The following is a 20,645-nucleotide window of genomic DNA, read 5'->3' on the forward strand; positions in this document are numbered from 1 at the left end:
GGGGCCCCCCGCGTGCGCCCGGGGGCGCCCCGGCCCCCGCGGCCGCGGTGTTTCTGTGCCCGGGTTCGGGGTGTCGTACACCCGCCCCGCCCGGCTCATCAAGATGGTCCTCCTCCTCCAGAACCGCCCGTCCATGACGGCGGCCGAACTCGCGGCCGAGCTGGAGGTGTCGGAGCGGACCGTCACCCGTGATGCCCTCGCCCTCTCGGAGGCGGGGGTTCCGGTGTTTTCGGAGCGGGGCAGGGCCGGCGGCTACCGGCTGGTGGGCGGGTACCGCACACGGCTGACCGGGCTCGCCAGGGACGAGGCGGAGGCGCTGTTCCTGTCGGGGCTGCCGGGGGCGCTGCGGGACATGGGGCTCGACGACGCGGCGTCGGCGGCGCGGCTGAAGGTGTCGGCGGCGCTGCTGCCCTCGCTGGCGGACGCGCCGGGTTCGGCGGCCCGCCGCTTCCACCTGGACGCGCCGGGCTGGTACCGGGAGCCGGTGACGCCGGAGCTGCTGCCCGCGGTGGCGGAGGCGGTCTGGGGCGACCGGTGGATGTCCGCGCGCTACCGGCGGCGGGACGGCGAGGAGGTGGAGCGGGAGCTCGCGCCCTACGGGCTCGTGCTGAAGGCGGGGGTCTGGTACGTGTGCGCCCTCGCGGGGAGCGCGTACCGCACCTACCGGGTGGACCGGTTCACGGCGGTGGCGGTCGGCGGGGAGCGCTTCGCGCGGGACCCGGAGTTCGACCTGGCCGCCTTCTGGGCGGAGCGGGCGGCGGAGTTCGCGCGCTCGCTGCTGCGGGCCGAGGTGGTGCTGCGGCTGACGGAGGCGGGGGCCCGCCGGCTGCCGCACGTCACGGACCGGGCGGCGGCGGAGGAGGCGCTGGCGGCGGCGGATCCGGAGGAGGACGGCCGGCTGCGGGCGGTGCTGCGGGTGGAGAGCGAGGAGGTGGCCGTCGCGCAGCTGCTGTCGCTGGGTCCGGAGGCGGAGGTGCTGGCCCCGGACTCGCTCCGCGCGCGGTTCGCGGCGGCGGCCCGGGGCCTGGCGGAGCTCTACCGGTAGTCGGCCGGGTCCGGCTTCCCGGTCTCGCCCGCGACGATGAAGCCCCAGGCGTCCGGCCGGGAGCCGTCCGCGTCGGTGAAGCCGTACTCCTTCGCGAGGCCGCCGCTGGAGAGCGATTGTCCGGTCCGGCGGTGGCGGTCGGGGTCGGCGGCGAGGGCCGCGACGGCCCGGCCGACGTAGACGGGCGATTCGGAGATCGCGAAGTCGGGGGTCTGGGCGGTGGCGTCGCGCCAGTTCTCCTCGGTGACGCCGAAGGCGGCGAGCATCTGCTCGGACCGGAGCCAGCCGGGGGTGACGGCGACGGCCGTGCCGCCGAACTCCTCAAGTTCCCTGGCGAGGCCGAAGGCCATCCGGATCGGCGCGTTCTTGGCGAGGTCGTAGTAGAGGTTCTCGCGGAAGCGGGTGCCGTTGTAGGCGGCGGTGCCGTCGGTGACCTCGACGACGAGGCCGCCGGGGTTGCGGATCAGCAGCGGGAGCGCGAGGTGCGAGGTGATGGCGTGGGTCCGCACCCCGAGTTCGAGCATCCTGAGGCCGCCGTCGAGGTCGTTCTCCCAGGTCTTCTTCCCGAAGACGAGCAGGTGCTCGCCGCCCCACACGTCGTTGACGAGGACGTCGAGCCGTCCGTGGTCGCGGTCGATCCGGTCGACGAGGGCGCGGACCTGTCCGGGGTCGAGGTGGTCGGTGGGGACGGCGATCCCCTCGCCGCCGGCGGCGGTCACCAGTTCGGCGGTCTCCTCGATGGTCTCGGAGGCGCGGCCGACCTCGCTGAGCTTCTCGCGGGTGGTGCGTCCGGTGACGTAGACGGTGGCCCCGGCGGCGCCGAGCTGGACGGCGATGGCCCGTCCGGCGCCCCGGGTGGCCCCGGCGACGAGGCAGATCCGTCCGTGCAGCGACTTCGTTTCGGTGGTCATGGCTCCAGGCTGGCAGCGATACCCGACATCTTCTGTCCGGATGGAATCCCGGCTTTCCGCGTGCGTCGCCGTCGCGGAGACAGGATGCTGGTCCCGTGATGGACGAGACCGAGTTCTGGGAGATCATCGACGCCTCCCGCGCGGACGCCGAGGGCGATCCCGAGGAGCAGGCGGATCTGCTCGTGGAGCGGCTGACCCGGCTGGATCCGGACACGGTGCTCGACTACGCGCGCCACTTCGAGGCCCGGTTCAACCGCGCGTACCACTGGGACGTGTGGGGCGCGGCGGCGGTGCTGCTCGACGGCGCCGGGGCGGGCGAGGAGGGTTTCGACGCCTTCCGCTGCTGGCTCATCGGCCAGGGCCGGGAGGTGTACGAGGGCGGTGTCGCCGATCCGGACGGCCTGGCGGAGCTCCTGGGGGAGTTCGATCCGGAGCTGGACGGGGACGGCGAGGAGATCGGTTTCGCGGCGGACGAGGCCTACGAGACGCTGACCGGGACGGAGACGCCGGAGCTGGGGATCGTGATGCCGGACGGGGAACCGGAGGGCGCGCCGCTGGACCTGGCGGACGAGGCGGCGCTCGCGGCCCGGCTGCCGCGACTGTGGGAGCGGTTCGGGGCGGGATAGGCCGAGGGCCCCGGCGGGGGATCCGGGGCCCTCGGCGGCTTCGGGCCGGCCCGCCCGGAGGCGGGTGTCCGGTTCAGAAGTGGGTGCCGCCGTCGACGCGGACCTCGGTGCCGGTGATGAACCTGCCGTCCTCGGAGGCGAGCATCGCGACGATGCCGGCGACGGTCTCGGGGCCGGCGAAGCCCTGGCCGAGGGCGGGGGCGAGCTTCATGAAGAGGGACATGTCGGCGTCGGCGGGGAGGCCGGGGCCGACGGACTGCCTGCTGGCGCCGGAGCCGTCGGTCATGCCGGAGGAGATGGAGCCGGGCTGGACGGCGGTGAAGCGGATGCCCTGCTTGGCGTACTCGGCGGCGAGGGCGTGGGTCATGGACTGGATGCCGCCCTTGCTGGCCGCGTAGGCCGCCATGTAGGGGTGGGCGAACATCGCGGAGGTGGAGGAGAAGTTGACGACGGCGGAGCCGTCGCCCTCCAGGAGCGCCGGGATCGCCTCGCGGATCATGAGGAAGGTGCCGGTGAGGTTGATCCGGAGCACCTGCTCGAAGGAGTCGAGGCTGGTCTCGTGGGTGTGCGAGGAGCGGAGCACGCCCGCCGCGTTGACCAGCACGTCCAGGCCGCCGAGGGCGGTGACGGCGGCGGCGACGCCGGCCCGTACGGAGTCCTCGTCGGCGACGTTCACGACCACGGTGGTGAGGCGGTCGGCCGCCCCGCCCGCCTTGGCGACGGTGTCCTTGAGGCCGTCCTCGCTGATGTCGGCGGCGACGACGCGGCCGCCCTCGGCGAGCATCCGCAGGACGGTGGCCTGGCCGATGCCGGAGCCGCCGCCGGTGACGAGTGCGCGGCGTCCTTCGTAACGGGTGAGCTGGTTCATGGCGGCGACCTCTCGATGTCAAGCTTCCTTGCCGATAGCCACCGTACGCCTAAGTGGCACGTTTTGCCATGTCTGCATTTCATGCACTTCGCAAGGGTGGGGGCGTACCCTCGTACGGTGAGCAACCGACCCGAGCCGACGACCGCGACGCCCTCCCTGACCCAGCGCCGCAAGGCCGCCACCCAGCTGGACATCGCCCGCGCGGCGGCCGAGCTGTTCACCGAGGACGGACCCGACGGCACCACGGCGGAGTCCATCGCCCAGCGGGCCGGGGTCGCGCTGCGCACCTTCTACCGCTACTTCCGCTCCAAGCAGGACGCCGTCGCCCCGCTCCTCGCCGGGGGCGCCGACCGCTGGCGGGAGTCGCTGGCCGCCACCGGCCCCGACACACCCCTGGCGGCCGCCCTGGAGGGCTCGATCGCCGCCTCCCTCACCCCGGTCGACGAGGCCGGGGCCGAGGGCCTGCGCTGGACCCGCGGGCTGCTGCGCGCCTCGGCCGAGGACCCGGCGCTGCGGGCCGTCTGGTACCGGGTCAACCAGGAGTCGGAGGAACGGCTCCGCGAGGTCCTGACCGTCCTCGCGGGACCGCGGGCCGATCCGCTGGAGGTACGGCTCGCCGCGGCGGCCGCCACCGACGCGATCCGGATCGCCCTGGAGAGCTGGGCCGAGTCCGACGCCCCCGTCGAGGGCCCCGGCTCCCCCGCCTCCCTCGCCCTGCGCTGCCTGCGCGAACTGATGGGCGGGGTGACGCTGTGGAGCACGGAACCGGCCGCGGCCCGCCCCACGGGCCCCGGCCTAGCGGGCCCTGGCTGAGCGGGCCCTGGCCGAGCGGGCCCAGTCGAGCGGACCCCGGCCGAGCGGACCCCGGCCGAGCGGACCCCGGCCGAGCGGGCCCTAGCCGAGCGGGCCCTGGCTGAGCGGTCGGCCCATCAGGACGTCGTCGACGGGCTTCCCCTCGACGAGGAACTCGCCCGGAAGCACGCCCTCCACCGCGAAGCCCTCGGCCGCGTAGAGCGCGCGGGCGGGCGTGTTGTGCCCGAGGACCCGCAGGGTGATCCGGGTGGCGCCGTCGGCGGCGGCCTTCGCCAGGGTGGCCCGCAGCAGCGCCCGGCCCACCCCCTGCCCGCGCGCCTCGGAGGCGACGGCGAGGCCCTGGATCTGGCGGACGTGCCCGTTGGACTCCAGGGGCGTCGGCCGCGCCACCCGCACGTACCCGAGAAGGACGCCCGCGCGCTCGGCGACGAGATAGTCCGCCGGCTGGTGGCGCTCGTCGAAGAAGGGCGGGTACGGCTCCGAGGGCGGGGGCAGCACCGCGTGCAGCGGGGACCACTCCGCCCGGTCCAGCGCCCCCAGCGGCTCGCCGTCGCCCGCCCGGGCGCCGCGGATCACGAAGGTCTCCGGCACGGTCATGACGGCCACTCTGCCACGCCGTCCGTCCCCGCGGGCCCGTACGCGGGGACGACACCGGGCAGGATGGGGGCATGCAGCCTTCCGCCCTCCGCAAGCGCGTCGCCGTCACCGGGGCCTCCGGCCTCATCGGCGCCGCCCTCGTCCGCTCCCTGCGCGCCGACGGGCACGAGGTCCTGCGGCTCGTCCGCCGGCCCGCCCGGACCGCCGACGAGGTCGAGTGGGACCCCAGGAGGCTGTACGTGGACGGCGCCGGGCTCGTCGGCGTCGACGCGGTCGTGCACCTCGCGGGCGCCGGCGTCGGCGAGCGCCGGTGGAGCGAGGCGTACAAGAAGGAGATCCGGGACAGCCGGGTGCTCGGCACCACCGCGATCGCCCGGACCCTCGCCGGTCTCGCCGAACCGCCGGAGACGCTGGTCTGCGGCACCGCCCTCGGCTGGTACGGGGACACCGGCAGCCGCGCGGTGGACGAGAGCGCCCCGGCCGGCACCGGCTTCCTGCCGTCGGTGTGCGTGGAGTGGGAGGCCGCGGCGGCGCCCGCCGAGGACGCCGGGATCCGGGTGACGTACGCCCGCACCGGCCTGGTGGTGGCCCGTCAGGGCGGCGCCTGGGGGCGGCTCTTCCCCGTCTTCCGCGCCGGGCTCGGCGGACGCATGGGCGACGGCCGGCAGTACTGGTCCTTCATCTCGCTCCACGACGAGGTCGCCGCCCTGCGGCACCTGATGGACACCCCCTCGCTGTCGGGCCCGGTGAACCTGACGGCCCCCGAACCCGTCACCAACCGCGAGGTGACCGCCGCGATGGGCCGGGTGCTGCGCCGCCCGACCCCCTTCCCGGTCCCCGCGGCCGCGCTGAAGGTGGCCCTCGGGGACTTCGCGGCGGACGTCCTCGGCAGTCAGCGGGTGGTCCCGCGGCGGCTGCTGTCCTCCGGCTTCACCTTCGCCTTCCCCACCATCGACGAGTCGATCCGGGCCGCCGCGCCGCGCTGAGCGGGGCCCGCGCGCTCCCTGCGCTCCCCCGTGCTCCCGGAAGCCCGCCGCGCGCGGGCCCGGTGCCGTGGGAGCGCTGCCTACCCTCGGTGGCCACCAGTCGACATGGATCGCGAACTCGGGTATTCCGGGGGCCCGTTGGGGGCATAGGCCACCAACAGGCGGCGCAGACCTGGGGAGGGGCACGTGCTCAGTACCGCACGCAGCGCACAACAGGAACAGGACGCGGACGACGTCACGGACGTCGATGTCGTCGTCGTGGGCGCGGGAATCGCGGGGCTCACGGCGGCCCGGCGGCTGACCGGAGCGGGGCTCTCGGTCGCCGTCCTGGAGGCCGAGCCGTTCGTCGGCGGCCGGCACGCCACCGGCGAGACGGACGGCTTCCTGCTCGACCGGGTGGGCCGGCTGCTCACCCTGGCACCGGAGGAGCTCCGGACCGTGCCCGGTCTCGACGGCGTGGTGCCGCGGCCCTTCGCGCCCGGGGTGCTGGTCCACTCCGACGGGCGGTACGCGCGCTGGGGCGCACCGCACCCGAGGGCCCGCAGGGGCGCGTTCACGGTGGCGCGCGCCCTCGCGAGCGCCCCCCGGCATCCGGCCGCCTCGCTGGACCAGGCGCGGCTCGGCGCCTCGCTGGTGCGGCTCGCGGCGACCCCCACGCAGCGGCTGCTCGCCCGGCCGGAGCGGACCGCGCGGGAGGCGCTGGCGGGCCGGCTGCCGGCCAGGACCGTGCAGACGGTCCTGCGGCCGCTGCTCGCGGCACTGCTCGCGGATCCGGACCTGTCGACGTCGAGCCGGCGGGCGGACCTGGCGCTGCGGGCCTTCGCGCGGGGCCGGGTGTCGGTGCCGGAGGGCGGGACGGCGGTGCTGCCCGAGCGGCTGGCGGCGGCGCTGCCGCCGGGCACGGTGCGGACCGGCGTCCGGGTCACGGAGGTGTCGGCGGCCCGGGTCGTCACGGCGGAGCACGGAACGGTCGGCTGCCGGGCGATGGTCCTGGCGACCGGGGCGCGGACCGCGGCCGGACTGCTCCCGGGCCTGCGGGTCCCGGCGTACCACCCGGTGACGGTGCTGCACCACACGGCGCCGGCGGCGCCGACGGCGGACCCGACGCTACTCCTGGAGTCGGACCCGGGCGGCCCGGTGGCGCACACGGTGGTGATGAGCGCGGTGGACCCGACGCGGGCGCCGGCGGGCCGGCCGCTGATCACCTCGACGGTCCTCGGGACGCCCCCGGACGACACCGAGCGGCGGGTCCGCAAGCACCTCGCGGCGCTCTACGGGACGTCCACGGACGAGTGGGAGCTGCTGGCCATGCACCACACCGCGGACGCCGTCCTGGCCACTCCCCCGGCGCACGACCCGAGCCGCTCGGTGCGGCTGCTCGCGGGCCTGTACGTGTGCGGCGACCACCGCGCGGCGGGCACCCTGCGCTCCACGCTGGCCTCCGGCGAGCGCGCCGCGGACGCCGTCCTGGCCGACCTGGGCCTGCGCCCGGCCGTCCTGGAGGAGGCGGAGGAGGAGGCGGCCTGACCGGAGCTCAGCCGAGGGCGGCCACGCGGTCGCGGTAGGTGCGGACGGGCGGGGCGTCGCGGTAGGGCTCCAGGCGGCGCTCGAAGTCGCGGACGTACTCGACCGCGCGGGCCGAGCGCATCTCGGCGGCCTGCTGGGCGGCCTCGGCACCGAGCGCGCACGCCTGGTCCAGCTCGCCGAGGGCGAGCCGGGCGGTGGCGAGGACGACCCGGCAGAAGAGCCGGCTGCGGGCGTAGCCGGGGGCGCGGAGCTGGAGGGCCCGTTCGGCGTGCTGGGCGGCGGGGCGGTACTGCTGGAGGTCGCGGTGGCAGTGGCCCAGCTCGTCGGCGAGCTGGGCCTCGTCGAAGGCGCGGGCCCAGTAGGGCACCTCGTCGCCGGGCCGGGCGGACTCCAGGGCCCGCTCGGCGCGGACGAGGGCGGCGCTGCACGCCCGGGCCTCGGAGAGGACGGCGTGCCCCCGGGCCTCGACGGCGTGCAGCATCGCCTGGACGACCGGGGGCGCGGAGGAGCCGACGCCCTGCTGGGCGACCCGGGCGAGCTGGACGGCCTCGCGCCCGTGGCCGAGGTAGACGGCCTGACAGCTCATGGTGACGAGGACGTACGAGCCGTAGGCGCGGTCCCCGGCGGCCTGGGCGAGGCGCAGCGCCTGGACGAAGTAGCGCTGGGCGAGACCGTGGGCGGCGATGTCGTAGGAGGTCCAGCCGGCGAGCCGGGTGAGGTCGGCGGCGGCGGCGAAGAGGCGCCTGCCGGTGGCCTCGCCGTAGGTGCCGCGGAGCATGGGTTCGGCCTCGTGCTCCAGGTAGCGGACGAGGGCCTGGCGGGCGTGGCCGCCGCCGTAGGCGTGGTCGAGGGTCCGGAAGAGGTCGCCGACGGAGCGGAGGGCGGCGACGTCGCCGCCGGTGACCCGCTGGCCGGGGCCGCGCTCCGTACCGCGCTGGCGGGGGACGGCGTAGCGGCTCTGCGGCGGCACCCGGGGGTCCTGGCCGCCGATCGGGCGGACCGGTCCGCCGGTGGCGGCCGGGCGGACCGCCGGCACGGGCACGGGCTCGCCGCGGGCGACGCGGTCGTCGGCGCGGCCGATGAGCCAGTCGCGGCTGGGCACGACGAGGCCGGCCGGGGTGAAGGCGATCTTGCGGAGTTCGGCGTGGCTGCCGGAGTCCTTGCGCCAGAGGCCGCTGACGATGTCGACGGCCTCCTCGGGGGTGGCGGCGAACTCCAGGCCCGCGTAGACCGGCGCGCAGGCGTCGAGGCCGAGGTCCTGGGCGGTGAGCCGGCGGCCGAGCCGGCGGGTGAAGACCTCGGCGATGAGGGCCGGGGTGGTGCCGCGCGGCTGCTGCCCGCGCAGCCACCGGGTCACGGAGGTCTTGTCGTACCGCAGGTCGAGCCCGTGCTCCAGGCCCAGCTGGTCCACCCTTCTGGCGAGCCCGGCGTTGGAGAACCCGGCCTCGGCGATGAGCGCGGCGAGCTGGCGGTTCGGGACGCGCTGCGGTGGTCGTTCCGTCATCGGCTGTGCGGTCTCCTGCCTTCCGGGCGCAGGTGGCAGCCCGTCTCGACCCTCATGGAACGGCGCGAATGTAGCGGTCATCCCGGCCCGTACCGCCAGCTTCGCCCCACATTCATCCGATCGTGTGAGGAACCGGAACCATGGTTGCCACTTCATGCTGACAGGGACGTCCACCCCCGTCCCCTCTCCACCTGCCCGCCGGGGACGCGCCGCGCCGCCGTACAGTGGCAGGGGCGCGAAAGACGCAGGGTGCCGGGCCGGCTCCCGCCCCGGGACGATCCCCGGAACCCGGCCGCGGGCACCCAGGAGGAGGCATGGCCGTGAGTGAGCTGCAATTCGTCCGCCTGGGCTTCGGCGAGGACGCCGTCGAGTACCGGACGGCCTGGGACAAGCAGCGCGAAGTGCACGCAGCGCGGTTCGCCGACGAGACCGGTGACACCTGCCTGCTCCTGGAGCACCCGCCCGTCTACACGGCGGGCCGGCGCACGCAGGACAACGAGCGCCCGCTCGACGGGACCCCGGTCGTCGACGTCGACCGCGGCGGCAAGATCACCTGGCACGGTCCCGGCCAGCTGGTCGGCTACCCGATCCTCAAGCTCCCCCGCCCGGTGGACGTCGTCGCGCACGTCCGCCGCCTGGAGGAGGCGCTGATCCGGACCGCCGCCGAGTTCGGCGTGGAGACCACCCGGGTCGAGGGGCGGAGCGGGGTCTGGGTGCTGGGCGATCCGCTGGAGGAGCGGCCGTCGCTCGGCGGGCTCTCCCTGGACTTCGACCCGCGACTGACGGACGAGGAGTTCGACCCGCGGCTGCACGGCCCCGAGTACGCCCCCTCCAACGCCGGCCAGCGCCGCGAGGACCGCAAGCTGGCCGCCATCGGCATCCGCGTCGCCAAGGGCGTCACGATGCACGGCTTCTCCTTCAACGTGAACCCGGACAACGCCTGGTTCGACCGGATCATCCCCTGCGGCATCCGCGACGCGGGCGTGGCCTCGCTCGCCAACGAGCTGGGCCGCGACGTCACCATCGAGGAGGTCCTCCCGGTGGTGGAGAGGCACCTGCGGGACGTACTGGAGAACGCCGACCCCAAGCCGCGGGAGATCCAGCGGGAGACGGCACAGGCCTCGGCCTAGGAATGCCGGGCTCTGGCCACGGGTTGGCCAGACGTAGCAAGGCATGGAAGCAACGGGCGTACCCTGGTGTGCGCCGAAGAATCGAAGCTACAGGAGCCGATGTGTCCGCAGTCGCACCCGACGGACGCAAGATGCTGCGCCTGGAGGTCCGGAACGCCCAGACCCCCATCGAGCGCAAGCCCGAGTGGATCAAGACCCGCGCGAAGATGGGGCCCGAGTACACCAAGATGCAGAGCCTCGTGAAGAGCGAGGGACTGCACACGGTGTGCCAGGAAGCGGGCTGCCCCAACATCTTCGAGTGCTGGGAGGACCGTGAGGCCACCTTCCTCATCGGCGGTGACCAGTGCACCCGGCGCTGCGACTTCTGCCAGATCGACACGGGCAAGCCCGAGGCGCTGGACCGGGACGAGCCGCGCCGCGTGGGCGAGTCGGTCGTCACGATGGACCTGAACTACGCCACCATCACCGGCGTCGCCCGCGACGACCTGGAGGACGGCGGCGCCTGGCTGTACGCCGAGACCGTGCGCCAGATCCACCAGCAGACCGCCGAGCGCGCCGCCGGCCGCACCAAGGTCGAGCTGCTGGCCCCCGACTTCAACGCGGTGCCGGAGCTCCTGCGGGAGGTCTTCGAGTCCCGCCCGGAGGTCTTTGCGCACAACGTCGAGACCGTCCCGCGGATCTTCAAGCGGATCCGTCCCGGCTTCCGCTACGAGCGCTCGCTGGACGTCATCACCCAGGCCCGCGACTACGGTCTGGTCACGAAGTCCAACCTGATCCTCGGCATGGGCGAGAGCCGCGAGGAGGTCAGCGAGGCGCTCCAGCAGCTGCACGACGCCGGCTGCGAGCTCATCACGATCACCCAGTACCTGCGCCCCTCCGTCCGGCACCACCCCGTGGAGCGCTGGGTGAAGCCGCAGGAGTTCGTGGAGCTGAAGGAGGAGGCCGAGGAGATCGGCTTCTCCGGCGTGATGTCGGGCCCGCTGGTCCGCTCCTCGTACCGCGCCGGCCGCCTGTACCAGCAGGCGATCGAGAAGCGCGGGGCGACCGTGGAGGCCGTCCAGGCGGTGTGACGCCGGTGCGAGTCGCCGGTGTGACGCCGGTGTGAGTCGCCGCACATGCGGTTACCCGCAGGTAATGCGTCTCGGAGAGCGGCCCGTACGGCCCCGCAGTTCAGCGGGGCGGTACGGGCCGCTCCGCCGTACGGGGGTCCGGCGGCGGCGATTCATCAGTGTTTGACCGTCGGGTCATGCCCTGGTAACACCGTTCTGTGAGCATGGCTCCACGCACCGCCACCGATCGCTCCCCCACCTCGTCTCATCCGCACTCCGAGAGAGGACCCCTCATGCCGGCCGTGTCGACGCATGTCCGCGTCACTGCCCTCCCGTCCGTCACCGGCGCCCTCCGGGCCTTCGAGGCCCTGTTCCTGGGCGCCGGACAGCGCACCGCCCGCCGCAACGCCTGGACCTCCGTCCTGGAGGACCGCCGCCGCGCCAAGGACCGCATCGAGGCCCAGCACGTGCTGGAGGCCGCGTCTGGCCCGACGTCCCGGGCCACGTAGACTTCAAGGCATGGCGAGGAAGGCAAACACGGGCGGCGCTGACGCCGCGAACCCCGGGCGACTGAAGCAGATCGCCCTCACGTACAAGATGACCCGGAAGGCCGACCCCAAGGTCGGGCTCGTCGTGGCCGGCGTGGGCATCGTCGTACTCGGTGTCCTCCTCGGTATCGGCTTCCTGATCGGACACCCGGTCTACCTGGGCATCCTGGGCTTCGTCCTGGCGCTCCTGGCGATGGCGATCGTCTTCGGGCGGCGCGCCGAGCGGGCGGCCTTCGGGCAGATGGAGGGCCAGCCGGGCGCGGCCGCGGCGGTGCTGCAGAACATCGGGCGCGGCTGGACGGTGACCCCGGCGGTCGCGATGAACCGCAGCCAGGACGTGGTGCACCGGGCGGTCGGCCGCCAGGGCATCGTCCTGGTCGGCGAGGGCAACCCGAACCGGCTGAAGCCCCTCCTCGTGGCCGAGAAGAAGAAGATGGCCCGCATCCTGGTCGACGTGCCGGTGACGGACATCATCGTCGGCAACGACGAGGAGCAGGGCCAGGTCCCGCTCAAGAAGGTCCGCACCAAGATGCTGAAGCTGCCCCGGCTGCTCAGCGGCCCCCAGGTGACGGCGGCCAACGACCGGCTGCGGGCGATGGGCGACCTCATGAGCAACATGCCCCTGCCAAAGGGCCCGATGCCCAAGGGCATGAAGATGCCGCGCGGCGGAAAGATGCGCTGACGCGCACGAGACCGGAAAAGGCGGTGCCCCGGACCTTCCCAGGTCCGGGGCACCGCCTTTTCGTCCTCCGGCGGCCCGCCGTCCGGCGGACCGTGCCTCAGACCCGTACCTGGACGGCGCCGGAGAAGCGGTCGTGGAGGCCGCGGCCGTCCCGGTCCCAGACGAGGGCGGGGATCGCCAGGCAGGTGAGGGCCGCGCGGAGCACGGCGCGCGGCAGTGAGAGCCGGCCGCCCCGGGCCGAGACGACCCGCAGGCGGAAGAGGAGCTTCCCGGGGGTGGCGCCGACGGTGCCGACGGTCAGGGCGTTCAGGACGAACAGGATGAGCAGGGCCCAGTTGCTGGTCGCCTGTCCGTAGCCGTCGGTGATGAGACCGTATGCGATCAGCAGGCACAGGCCCCAGTCCACGGCGAGCGCGCCGAGCCGTGCCCCCGGACGGGCGATGGAGCCCGGCCCTTCTTCGGGGAGGCCCAGCTGCTGTCCCCGGTAGCCGAAGTCCACGCCTGCTTGCTCCGCCGCGGCACGGGGGCCGGAGAGCCACGATCCGAGTGCTTGCCTGTTGTCCACCCGACCACGGTACTGCGCCCGTTTTCGATCACTTCGGTCCGGGTGTGGATGGGGCGCGACACGGACACGACACGGACACGGCGGGAGCCGCGACACGGAGAGCCGCCACCCGCCCCGGTTAACTTCGACGAAACAAATGGGTCATGCTTGAGAAATCCCGACTGCCTAGGGTCGGGTCCGAGCGTGCGCCACCGCACTGGCCGCATCACCGAGCTGCAACCCCGCCCCTCCCCGGGCCGGGAGTAGGAGGAGTTGGATGTCCAAGCACGGGTTCCAGAACGCCGAAGAGGTCGCGAAGTTCATCAAGGACGAGGACGTCAAGATGGTCGACGTCCGCTTCTGCGACCTTCCCGGCGTGATGCAGCACTTCTCGATCCCTGCGACGGCCTTCGACCCGTCCGAGGAGCTGGCCTTCGACGGCTCGTCGATCCGCGGCTTCCAGGCCATCCACGAGTCCGACATGTCGCTGCGCGCCGACCTGTCGACGGCCCGCCTGGACCCGTTCCGCCGCGACAAGACGCTCAACATCAACTTCTTCATCCACGACCCGATCACGGGCGAGCAGTACAGCCGTGACCCGCGGAACATCGCGAAGAAGGCCGAGGCCTACCTGGCCTCCACCGGCATCGCCGACACCGCGTACTTCGGCCCCGAGGCCGAGTTCTACGTCTTCGACTCGGTCCGCTTCGAGACCTCCGCGAACCAGGGCTTCTACCACATCGACTCCGAGGCCGGCGCCTGGAACACCGGCTCCGAGGAGAACAACCGCGGCTACAAGGTCCGCTACAAGGGCGGCTACTTCCCGGCCCCGCCGGTCGACCACTTCGCCGACCTGCGCGCCGAGATGTCCCTGGAGCTGGAGAAGGTCGGCCTCCAGGTCGAGCGCCAGCACCACGAGGTGGGCACCGCCGGCCAGGCCGAGATCAACTACAAGTTCAACACGCTGCTCGCCGCGGCCGACGACCTGATGCTGTTCAAGTACATCATCAAGAACGTCGCCTGGCGGAACGGCAAGTCCGCGACCTTCATGCCGAAGCCGATCTTCGGCGACAACGGCTCGGGCATGCACGTCCACCAGTCGCTGTGGGCCAACGGCGACCCGCTGTTCTACGACGAGGCCGGCTACGCGGGCCTCTCGGACACCGCCCGCTACTACATCGGCGGCATCCTCAAGCACGCCCCGTCGCTGCTCGCCTTCACCAACCCGACGGTGAACTCCTACCACCGTCTGGTGCCGGGCTTCGAGGCGCCGGTCAACATGGTCTACTCGCAGCGCAACCGCTCCGCCGCCATGCGCATCCCGATCACGGGCTCGAACCCGAAGGCCAAGCGCGTCGAGTTCCGCGCGCCGGACCCGTCCTCGAACCCGTACCTCGCCTTCTCCGCCCTCCTCCTCGCGGGCCTCGACGGCGTCAAGAACAAGATCGAGCCCATGGAGCCGATCGACAAGGACCTGTACGAGCTCGCCCCCGAGGAGCACGCGAGCGTCCCGCAGGTCCCGACCAACCTGGAGGCCGTGCTCAGGGCCCTGGAGGAGGACAACGACTACCTCCAGGCCGGCGGCGTCTTCACCTCCGACCTGATCGAGACCTGGATCGACTACAAGCGGACCCACGAGATCGCCCCGATCCAGCTCCGCCCGCACCCGCACGAGTTCGAGCTCTACTACGACCTCTAAGCCGCGAGGCGCACCGCACGACCACGAAGGCCGCCGTCCCCGGAACTCCGGGGCGGCGGCCTTCGCCGTGCGCCGCGCGCGCGGGCGGGCGGGCGGGCGGCGACCGGACGTCAGCGGTTGTTGTCGCGGATCAGGGTGCGGACCATGCGGCAGGTGGTGTTCGAGGGCGGGTGGATGCCTATGCGCTCGGCCATGGTGCGGATCGCCGCGTTCGTCGCCTTCGACGGGACGTAGACGCCGGTGTCGAGGAGGGCGATCGCGAGGCGCATGGCCTTCAGGCGGCGGTTGTGGGTGATGTACCACTCGCGGGGCCGGCCGGCCGGAAGGGCCTTCTTCTGGAGGGGCGTGAAGGGTTCGATGGACGGCCTGCGGATCACGGCGACTGCCATGGGCTACCTCCTGGCGAACGGTGGCGGGGGCCCTCCCCGGGGCCCTTGCCTTCGACTCCATTCTACGAGGGGGCACTGACAATCGGGCCTGGTCGGACGGGGTTTACGGGTAGGTTGTGGGGATGGAGATCTGGATCAATCCCGCCTGTTCCAAGTGCCGCGGGGCCCTCACCCTGCTCGACGCGGAGGGGGCCGAGTACACCGTCCGGAAGTACCTGGAGGACGTGCCGTCCGCCGAGGAGATCCGGGGCGTGCTCGACCGGCTCGGCCTGGAGCCGTGGGACATCACGCGGACCGGGGAGGACGTCGCCAAGGAGCTCGGGGTGAAGGAGTGGGGCCGGGAGCCGGGCGACCGGGACCGGTGGATCGAGGCGCTGTCCGCCCACCCGAAGCTCATCCAGCGGCCCCTCATCACCGCCGATGACGGCACCGCCGTCATCGGCCGCTCCGAGGAGGCCGTACGGGACGCCCTCGGCCGGAGCTAGGCCGTCTCTTTCGCCCGGACGCCCTCCCGCTCGGCCCCTCCCTGCTCGGCCCCTCCCGCGCTCAGAGCGCTGCCGCGCTCCTCTCCGCTTCGGTGAGGAGTTCGGTGAGGCGGAGGGCGAAGCGGGCGTCGCAGGGGTGGGGCTCGGCCGTGCGGGCGGCGGCGAGGAGCGCCGTGATCGCTTCCGTGTACGCGGGCCGGGCGCCGTCCCACGCCGGGAGGTCGGCGCGGCCCGCCGTGCCGTGGAGGCTGATCGACGCGCCCGCCGCCCGGGGCGGGGCGCTCAGGGTGAGGGTGGCCGTGCTGCTCGCGCCCGAGGCGTGGCGGAGGATCAGGTGGTGGGTGTCCTCCGGGCCCCTCGCCGCCGTCAGGGACGTCACCTCGCCGAGGACGGGGAGGAGCACCGAGAGGACGTGCGGGCCCACGTCCCACAGGCCGCCCTTCTCCCGGCGCCACGGGCTCGCCGCGTACGCGCTGTCGGAGCCGGGGCCGTAGAGGGAGCCGAGCCAGCGGGCCTCGCCCACGTACCAGCCGCCCTCCGCCCGCCGCTCCTCGATCCAGCGGGCCGTCTCGGGCGCGAAGCGCAGGGTGCAGAAGACGACCGAGGCGACGCCCGCCTCCTCCGCCGCGTCGACGACCTCGCGGGCGGCCGTGACCGTGGTCGCCAGCGGCTTGTCGAGGAGGAGGTGGCAGCCGGCCCGGGCCGCGCGGGCGGCGATCGGCGCCTGGACGTCCGGCGGGAGCGCGATCGCGACGGCGTCGCTGGCCTCCAGCAGGGCGTCCAGGTCGTCGTACGCGCGCGTGCCCGAGGCCGCGGCCAGCTCGGCGGCCGCCTCCGGGCGGCGTCCCCACACCCCGTGGAACTCGATCCCCTCGTGGGCGGCGAGCGCCGGGGCGTGGGTGCGGGCGGCCCAGGGACCGGTGCCGAGGAGGCCGATCCGGGGACGGTCGGGGAGGGAGTGATGCGCCATGGGACCAGTCTGCCGTGCGGGGCCGGGACGGGGCACCGGAGCGGGCGGGGGCCGAAGGCCGGCCCCGGGGGTGGGCGGTGCGAAAAGCGGTGGCACCGGTCCCCGGCGGCGGTGTTAGCGTGCTCGGGTGCCGGCCGCGGGACTTCGGTACGACTTCCGGAACCTGCCTTGTAAAGCAACGTCTTCGCTGATCGTGCTTCCTCTCCCCGGCCGGCACCCCGACACGCGAGGAAGGGGACGCCGTGTCCGAGCTCGTCGCCGCGGAGGACGTGCTGCTGTTCGTGAACGCGGCCGTGACCGCCACCGGACAGCGGGAGTTCCGCTCCTCCGCCGCCGAGCAGCGGCTGTCGCTCGCCTTCCTGCACGAGTACGTACGGGTCAACTACCGCCCGCTGTACGCCGCGAGCCTCGCCCTCGACATCAACGACCACAACGCCGCCCTCGTCGTCGAGCAGCTGCTGCGGACCCCCGGCGAGGCCGGGGCCGGGGAGGGCCGGCTGGTCGCGGCCCGGCTGGCGCGGATGGCGCCGCAGCGGGTGTACCGGCTCTTCGGGAAGCTGCGGGAGGCCGGCGTGAACAACCGGCGCACGCGCGCGATCGCACGGGAGTGGCTGGCGGCGCGGCCGGACCCGGCGCTCGACGCCGTGAAGTACCGGGCCGGGGTCAAGGCCGTCCTCAAGCACGCGCACGTGCCGCCCGCCGACGCCGAGACCGGGGACTTCCTCTTCGCGCCCGGGCGCCGGGCGCGGTACGGGAACCGGACCCTGGAGGCGTACCGACGGGCCCACCACGACGAGGGCGCGCTGTACGAGCTGCCGTTCACCGTCGCCGAGGGGTTCGCGGCGCGGCACGGGGTGGAGCGGGCGGTGTTCCTGGAGCGGATCGCGCCCCGGATGACGCGGTCGGAGCGGCTGCGGAGCGAGCGGGCCTCGGGGCGGGGCGCCGGGACGGCCTCGGACCTGACCGTGATGCCGCTGACCCGGCTCGCGCTGTACGTGCTCTCGCTGCCGTTCGCCGAGCGGGCGGAGCGGCGGGGCGAGCTGACCGGGGCGCTGCGGGCCGCGGCGCGGCGGGCGGCGGGGCCGTACGCGGGGAGCTGGGGGCGGGTCGCGGCCGTCCTCGACGACAGCTTCTCCTCCTCGGGTTCGGCGGTGAAGCGGCGCCGGCCGCTGGCCGTGGCGCTCGGCTGCCACTTCCTCCTGGAGGCGTTGGCGGCGCCGGGGGCGTACACCGGTCTGTGGACCTCGGGCGGTACGGATCCGCTGCTGGTCAGGCCGTACGGAGCCACGCCGCTGGGGCTGCGGATCCTCGACGCGCTCGACGGCGGGCCCGAGCGGCTCGTGATCGTCTCGGACGGCTGGGACAACGCGCCGCCGGGTCTGGCGGGCGAGGTGCTGCGGGTGTGGCGGACGCGGCTCGACCCGGAGCGGCGGACGGCGGCGGTGCACGTGAACCCCGTATACGACGCGGGGGTGTTCGACGTGCGCCGGCTGGGACCCTCGGTGCCGGCCGTCGGCATCCGGGACGCGGAGGACCTGCCGGCGCTGGTGGAGATCGCCGGGTTCGCGGAGGGCCGGACCGGGCTGACGGAGCTGCGCGCCTATCTGGACCGGCGGGTGGCGGACTTCCTGACGGAGCACGCGAGGGGAGCGGGCGCGTGACGCGGATCGATCTGACCGGGCTCGACGTGCGGCCCGCGCAGGTGTGGGGCGGGGTGCGGCTGGTGCCGCTGGTGCGGGCCGAGCCGGTCGAGGGGCTGCGGCTGCACCGGGAGGTGTACGAGCGGACGCGCTGGGACGGGTCCTCGTCCGTCGACGTCGGCGACGGCACCGTCTACACCTCCTACATCCCGCACGGCTTCGTCGCGGACTGGTCGGGGGCGGAGCGGGAGGAGGCGGCGTACGGGACGCGGCTCGGGGACGGGCCGCCGGCCGCCGTGCCGCTGCGCGCCCCGCACCACCGGCTCGCCAAGCGGCGGCGCGGCGAGCGCCGGCTGCGGTTCCTGCCGCTCCACCTCGCCCTGGACGGGTACCTCTCGCTGCACTTCGGCGGGCCGTCCGTGCTGTGGGAGGAGTGGTCGCGGCAGGCGCTGCGGCGGGGGCTCTCGCCGCGGGCGGAGGCGGCGTACGCGGGTGTGGACGTGCCGGGACTCGCGGAGGCGCTGCGCGTCTTCGAACTGCACCCGGGCCAGTGCGGGGTGCTGGTGTACACGGCGGACGCGCTGGCCGCGGCCTTCGTCGTGCCGCATCCGGAGGACTACCGGCTGCTGCATCCGACGCTGGTGGAGGACCTGTACGGCGAGCTGGTGCACCAGTACGCCTACTACGGCGGTCCCGTGCCCGAGTTCACGGCCCGCATCCGGGACGGCGCCGGCGGCGTCCGGAACCTCGCGGACCTGCGGGCGGCGGCCCGGGAGCAGGAGCGGCGCTGGGTGGTGGCGCACGACGGGCTGATGGCGCGGGACCTGCTGGAGACGCCGTACGCCTTCGAGCGGGCGTACCGGATGGGGCCGTTCTCGCTGTACCGGTTCCTGCCGCCGTTCCTGCGGGACGGCCGGGAGCAGCACATCGGCGAGCTGATCACCGACCACAAGGGGCGGACGGCCTACCTGAAGACCTTCCGCCTCTCGGACGCGCAGGTCAGACGGGGTTACCTGCTCCGCCGACTGGCGTCCTGCGACTGGCATCCGGGGCGGACGGCCCAGGAGCTGGGCATCTCGCGCGAGGAGCTGGTCCGGCGGATCCGCGCGGCCGGCTTCGGGCCGCTGCTCGACGCCCACGGGCTCGCACAGGCGGCGCGGGTATTCCAGGAAGGCTGAGTAACACGGGGTTCACAAACGGGCAACCGAAGGGAAATCACGTGTTGCGAAGCTGCGGTCACACGAAAGGCGCTACGGGCGGCGGGCCGGGTCACCGGCCGGGCGTTCGGCGCCGCCCCGCAGCTTCTCGCAGCGCCGCGAGCCGCCGCGGATTCCCGCAGCAGCACGCCACGCCCTAAGGATGACCCCCGTGACCTTCAAGGCTGAGTACATCTGGATCGACGGCACCGAGCCGACCGCGAAGCTTCGCTCGAAGACGAAGATCATCGCGGGCGAGGGCCTGTCGCTGGCGGAGCTGCCGATCTGGGGCTTCGACGGTTCCAGCACCAACCAGGCCAAGGGCCACGCCTCGGACCGCGTCCTCAAGCCGGTCTTCACCTGCCCGGACCCGATCCGCGGCGGCAACGACGTCCTGGTGCTGTGCGAGGTCCTCAACACGGACATGACGCCGCACGAGTCCAACACCCGTGCCGCGCTGGCCGAGGTCGCCGCGACGTACGGCGCGCAGGAGCCGATCTTCGGCATCGAGCAGGAGTACACCTTCTTCGAGGGCACCCGTCCGCTCGGCTTCCCGGTCAACGGCTTCCCGGCCCCGCAGGGCGGCTACTACTGCGGCGTCGGCGTGGACGAGATCCACGGCCGTCCGATCGTCGAGGCGCACCTGGAGAACTGCCTCACCGCCGGTCTCGGCATCTCCGGCATCAACGCCGAGGTCATGCCCGGCCAGTGGGAGTTCCAGGTCGGCCCGCTGTCCCCGCTGGAGGTCTCCGACCAGCTGTGGGTCGCCCGCTGGCTGCTCTACCGCACGGCCGAGGACTTCAACGTCTCCGCGACGCTCGACCCGAAGCCGGTGAAGGGCGACTGGAACGGCGCGGGCGCGCACACCAACTTCTCCACGAAGGCGATGCGCGAGGGCTACGACGCGATCATCACCGCCTGCGAGTCCCTCGGCCAGGGCTCGAAGCCGCTCGACCACGTCAAGAACTACGGCGCGGGCATCGACGAGCGCCTCACCGGTCTCCACGAGACCGCCCCGTGGGACGAGTACTCCTACGGCGTCTCGGACCGCGGCGCCTCGGTCCGCATCCCGTGGCAGGTCGAGCAGGACCAGAAGGGCTACATCGAGGACCGTCGCCCGAACGCGAACGTCGACCCGTACGTGGTGACCCGCCTCATCGTGGACACCTGCTGCGAGGCGCTGGCCAAGGCCGGCCAGGTCTGATCGTCCCGCCGACGCGCATCCCGTGAAGGGGCGCCCACCGTTCCGTACGGTGGGCGCCCCTTTTCGCCATGTGGGAGGAACGACAACGGTTTTGGCCGTCCCCGGGCTGCCCGGAGGACTTCCCTCCTGGTTTAATAGGGATATGGCCAGCATGGAGCGGAACGACAGCGCGAGGGGTCGCCACGACCTCGAGCCGTTCTGGCCTTCCCGCCAGCACCACGACTTCGACCGG

Annotated in this window: 21 protein-coding genes; 14 read left to right on the top strand and 7 right to left on the bottom strand. The window is 73.7% G+C overall.

The features are described from left to right. Positions 1–103 precede the first annotated feature (103 nt). Positions 104–1,045: a helix-turn-helix transcriptional regulator gene (locus ACFQ8C_RS18165; protein WP_383458322.1), complete on the top strand. Its 942-nt coding sequence runs from the start codon at positions 104–106 to the stop codon at positions 1,043–1,045. On the opposite strand, the gene ACFQ8C_RS18170 is transcribed toward ACFQ8C_RS18165, so the two are convergent. After that, on the bottom strand, positions 1,036–1,956 hold the full coding sequence (locus ACFQ8C_RS18170; RefSeq protein ID WP_383458235.1) for an SDR family oxidoreductase: 921 nt from the start codon (positions 1,954–1,956) through the stop codon (positions 1,036–1,038). The two genes, ACFQ8C_RS18165 and ACFQ8C_RS18170, sit on opposite strands and share 10 nt — an antisense overlap. 98 nt (positions 1,957–2,054) lie before the next feature. On the opposite strand from ACFQ8C_RS18170, the gene ACFQ8C_RS18175 reads away from it, so the two are divergent. Continuing rightward, on the top strand, positions 2,055–2,582 hold the full coding sequence (locus tag ACFQ8C_RS18175) for a DUF4240 domain-containing protein (RefSeq protein WP_383458325.1): 528 nt from the start codon (positions 2,055–2,057) through the stop codon (positions 2,580–2,582). A gap of 73 nt (positions 2,583–2,655) precedes the next feature. On the opposite strand, the gene ACFQ8C_RS18180 is transcribed toward ACFQ8C_RS18175, so the two are convergent. After that, complete coding sequence (locus ACFQ8C_RS18180; protein WP_383458238.1) at positions 2,656–3,450, bottom strand: SDR family NAD(P)-dependent oxidoreductase; 795 nt, start codon at positions 3,448–3,450, stop codon at positions 2,656–2,658. An 81-nt stretch (positions 3,451–3,531) separates the two neighbouring features. Between ACFQ8C_RS18180 and ACFQ8C_RS18185 the strand changes: the two genes are divergently transcribed. Next, positions 3,532–4,263: a TetR/AcrR family transcriptional regulator gene (locus tag ACFQ8C_RS18185; protein WP_383458240.1), complete on the top strand. Its 732-nt coding sequence runs from the start codon at positions 3,532–3,534 to the stop codon at positions 4,261–4,263. Positions 4,264–4,344: 81 nt separating this feature from the next. On the opposite strand, the gene ACFQ8C_RS18190 is transcribed toward ACFQ8C_RS18185, so the two are convergent. Continuing rightward, the gene (locus tag ACFQ8C_RS18190; protein WP_383458243.1) at positions 4,345–4,860 is read right to left on the bottom strand and encodes a GNAT family N-acetyltransferase; all 516 of its coding nucleotides are present in this window, start codon (positions 4,858–4,860) and stop codon (positions 4,345–4,347) included. 71 nt (positions 4,861–4,931) lie between these two features. Between ACFQ8C_RS18190 and ACFQ8C_RS18195 the strand changes: the two genes are divergently transcribed. Both ACFQ8C_RS18195 and ACFQ8C_RS18200 read left to right on the top strand, forming a co-directional pair. Next, the gene (locus ACFQ8C_RS18195) at positions 4,932–5,846 is read left to right on the top strand and encodes a TIGR01777 family oxidoreductase (RefSeq protein ID WP_383458246.1); all 915 of its coding nucleotides are present in this window, start codon (positions 4,932–4,934) and stop codon (positions 5,844–5,846) included. Positions 5,847–6,032: 186 nt separating this feature from the next. Then, positions 6,033–7,373 carry an NAD(P)/FAD-dependent oxidoreductase gene (locus ACFQ8C_RS18200; RefSeq protein WP_383458248.1) on the top strand — a complete coding sequence of 447 codons (1,341 nt, stop codon included), beginning with the start codon at positions 6,033–6,035 and terminating at the stop codon, positions 7,371–7,373. A 7-nt stretch (positions 7,374–7,380) separates the two neighbouring features. On the opposite strand, the gene ACFQ8C_RS18205 is transcribed toward ACFQ8C_RS18200, so the two are convergent. Next, complete coding sequence (locus ACFQ8C_RS18205) at positions 7,381–8,877, bottom strand: regulator (RefSeq protein WP_383458251.1); 1,497 nt, start codon at positions 8,875–8,877, stop codon at positions 7,381–7,383. A gap of 320 nt (positions 8,878–9,197) precedes the next feature. Here ACFQ8C_RS18205 and lipB point away from each other — a divergent pair, with 320 nt between their 5' ends. The 4 genes from lipB to ACFQ8C_RS18225 all read left to right on the top strand — a co-directional run bounded on the left by lipB (position 9,198) and on the right by ACFQ8C_RS18225 (position 12,286). Next, positions 9,198–10,007, top strand: a complete 810-nt coding sequence (gene lipB / locus ACFQ8C_RS18210; protein ID WP_383458254.1) for a lipoyl(octanoyl) transferase LipB — start codon at positions 9,198–9,200, stop codon at positions 10,005–10,007. A gap of 101 nt (positions 10,008–10,108) precedes the next feature. Then, positions 10,109–11,077, top strand: a complete 969-nt coding sequence (gene lipA, locus ACFQ8C_RS18215; RefSeq protein ID WP_383458257.1) for a lipoyl synthase — start codon at positions 10,109–10,111, stop codon at positions 11,075–11,077. 272 nt (positions 11,078–11,349) lie between these two features. Continuing rightward, the gene (locus ACFQ8C_RS18220) at positions 11,350–11,565 is read left to right on the top strand and encodes a hypothetical protein (protein ID WP_383458260.1); all 216 of its coding nucleotides are present in this window, start codon (positions 11,350–11,352) and stop codon (positions 11,563–11,565) included. A 10-nt stretch (positions 11,566–11,575) separates the two neighbouring features. Then, a complete protein-coding gene (locus ACFQ8C_RS18225) occupies positions 11,576–12,286 on the top strand; it encodes a DUF4191 domain-containing protein (protein ID WP_169085510.1) in 711 nt (236 codons plus the stop codon). A gap of 97 nt (positions 12,287–12,383) precedes the next feature. Here the strand turns inward: ACFQ8C_RS18225 and ACFQ8C_RS18230 are convergent, their stop codons facing one another. After that, positions 12,384–12,851, bottom strand: coding sequence for an RDD family protein (locus tag ACFQ8C_RS18230; RefSeq protein WP_383458263.1), 468 nt, complete (start codon positions 12,849–12,851; stop codon positions 12,384–12,386). A 256-nt stretch (positions 12,852–13,107) separates the two neighbouring features. On the opposite strand from ACFQ8C_RS18230, the gene glnA reads away from it, so the two are divergent. Next, positions 13,108–14,529, top strand: coding sequence for a type I glutamate--ammonia ligase (glnA, locus tag ACFQ8C_RS18235; RefSeq protein WP_383458266.1), 1,422 nt, complete (start codon positions 13,108–13,110; stop codon positions 14,527–14,529). Between the two features lie 110 nt (positions 14,530–14,639). Here glnA and ACFQ8C_RS18240 read toward each other — a convergent pair whose 3' ends face one another. Then, positions 14,640–14,918, bottom strand: a complete 279-nt coding sequence (locus tag ACFQ8C_RS18240) for a hypothetical protein (protein ID WP_383458268.1) — start codon at positions 14,916–14,918, stop codon at positions 14,640–14,642. Between the two features lie 122 nt (positions 14,919–15,040). On the opposite strand from ACFQ8C_RS18240, the gene ACFQ8C_RS18245 reads away from it, so the two are divergent. Next, complete coding sequence (locus tag ACFQ8C_RS18245) at positions 15,041–15,403, top strand: arsenate reductase family protein (protein WP_383458271.1); 363 nt, start codon at positions 15,041–15,043, stop codon at positions 15,401–15,403. Positions 15,404–15,464: 61 nt separating this feature from the next. Here the strand turns inward: ACFQ8C_RS18245 and ACFQ8C_RS18250 are convergent, their stop codons facing one another. Next, entirely contained in the window at positions 15,465–16,373 is a 909-nt protein-coding gene (locus ACFQ8C_RS18250) for a Gfo/Idh/MocA family protein (protein ID WP_383458274.1), read from the bottom strand. A 242-nt stretch (positions 16,374–16,615) separates the two neighbouring features. Here ACFQ8C_RS18250 and ACFQ8C_RS18255 point away from each other — a divergent pair, with 242 nt between their 5' ends. The 3 genes from ACFQ8C_RS18255 (at position 16,616) to glnII (ending at position 20,413) form a co-directional block, all read left to right on the top strand. Beyond that, positions 16,616–18,034 carry a hypothetical protein gene (locus ACFQ8C_RS18255; protein WP_383458276.1) on the top strand — a complete coding sequence of 473 codons (1,419 nt, stop codon included), beginning with the start codon at positions 16,616–16,618 and terminating at the stop codon, positions 18,032–18,034. Next, on the top strand, positions 18,031–19,191 hold the full coding sequence (locus ACFQ8C_RS18260; RefSeq protein ID WP_383458278.1) for a hypothetical protein: 1,161 nt from the start codon (positions 18,031–18,033) through the stop codon (positions 19,189–19,191). The genes ACFQ8C_RS18255 and ACFQ8C_RS18260 overlap by 4 nt, the downstream gene beginning before the upstream one ends. Before the next feature lie 190 nt (positions 19,192–19,381). After that, complete coding sequence (gene glnII, locus ACFQ8C_RS18265) at positions 19,382–20,413, top strand: glutamine synthetase (protein WP_383458281.1); 1,032 nt, start codon at positions 19,382–19,384, stop codon at positions 20,411–20,413. Positions 20,414–20,645 lie beyond the last annotated feature (232 nt).

This window comes from Streptomyces sp. NPDC056503 (assembly GCF_042794995.1).
In the GTDB taxonomy this organism is placed as follows: domain Bacteria; phylum Actinomycetota; class Actinomycetes; order Streptomycetales; family Streptomycetaceae; genus Streptomyces.

Bases quoted from the DNA above. Each gene is read 5' to 3' on its own strand.
- ACFQ8C_RS18165 (WP_383458322.1), top strand. From the start codon at position 104: ATGGTCCTCCTCCTCCAGAACCGCCCGTCCATGACGGCGGCCGAACTC.
- ACFQ8C_RS18190 (WP_383458243.1), bottom strand. From the start codon at position 4,860: ATGACCGTGCCGGAGACCTTCGTGATCCGCGGCGCCCGGGCGGGCGAC.
- ACFQ8C_RS18180 (WP_383458238.1), bottom strand. From the start codon at position 3,450: ATGAACCAGCTCACCCGTTACGAAGGACGCCGCGCACTCGTCACCGGC.
- ACFQ8C_RS18205 (WP_383458251.1), bottom strand. From the start codon at position 8,877: ATGACGGAACGACCACCGCAGCGCGTCCCGAACCGCCAGCTCGCCGCG.
- ACFQ8C_RS18170 (WP_383458235.1), bottom strand. From the start codon at position 1,956: ATGACCACCGAAACGAAGTCGCTGCACGGACGGATCTGCCTCGTCGCC.
- ACFQ8C_RS18240 (WP_383458268.1), bottom strand. From the start codon at position 14,918: ATGGCAGTCGCCGTGATCCGCAGGCCGTCCATCGAACCCTTCACGCCC.
- ACFQ8C_RS18220 (WP_383458260.1), top strand. From the start codon at position 11,350: ATGCCGGCCGTGTCGACGCATGTCCGCGTCACTGCCCTCCCGTCCGTC.
- ACFQ8C_RS18245 (WP_383458271.1), top strand. From the start codon at position 15,041: ATGGAGATCTGGATCAATCCCGCCTGTTCCAAGTGCCGCGGGGCCCTC.
- ACFQ8C_RS18185 (WP_383458240.1), top strand. From the start codon at position 3,532: ATGCACTTCGCAAGGGTGGGGGCGTACCCTCGTACGGTGAGCAACCGA.
- glnA (WP_383458266.1), top strand. From the start codon at position 13,108: ATGTCCAAGCACGGGTTCCAGAACGCCGAAGAGGTCGCGAAGTTCATC.
- ACFQ8C_RS18195 (WP_383458246.1), top strand. From the start codon at position 4,932: ATGCAGCCTTCCGCCCTCCGCAAGCGCGTCGCCGTCACCGGGGCCTCC.
- ACFQ8C_RS18175 (WP_383458325.1), top strand. From the start codon at position 2,055: ATGGACGAGACCGAGTTCTGGGAGATCATCGACGCCTCCCGCGCGGAC.
- ACFQ8C_RS18250 (WP_383458274.1), bottom strand. From the start codon at position 16,373: ATGGCGCATCACTCCCTCCCCGACCGTCCCCGGATCGGCCTCCTCGGC.
- ACFQ8C_RS18225 (WP_169085510.1), top strand. From the start codon at position 11,576: ATGGCGAGGAAGGCAAACACGGGCGGCGCTGACGCCGCGAACCCCGGG.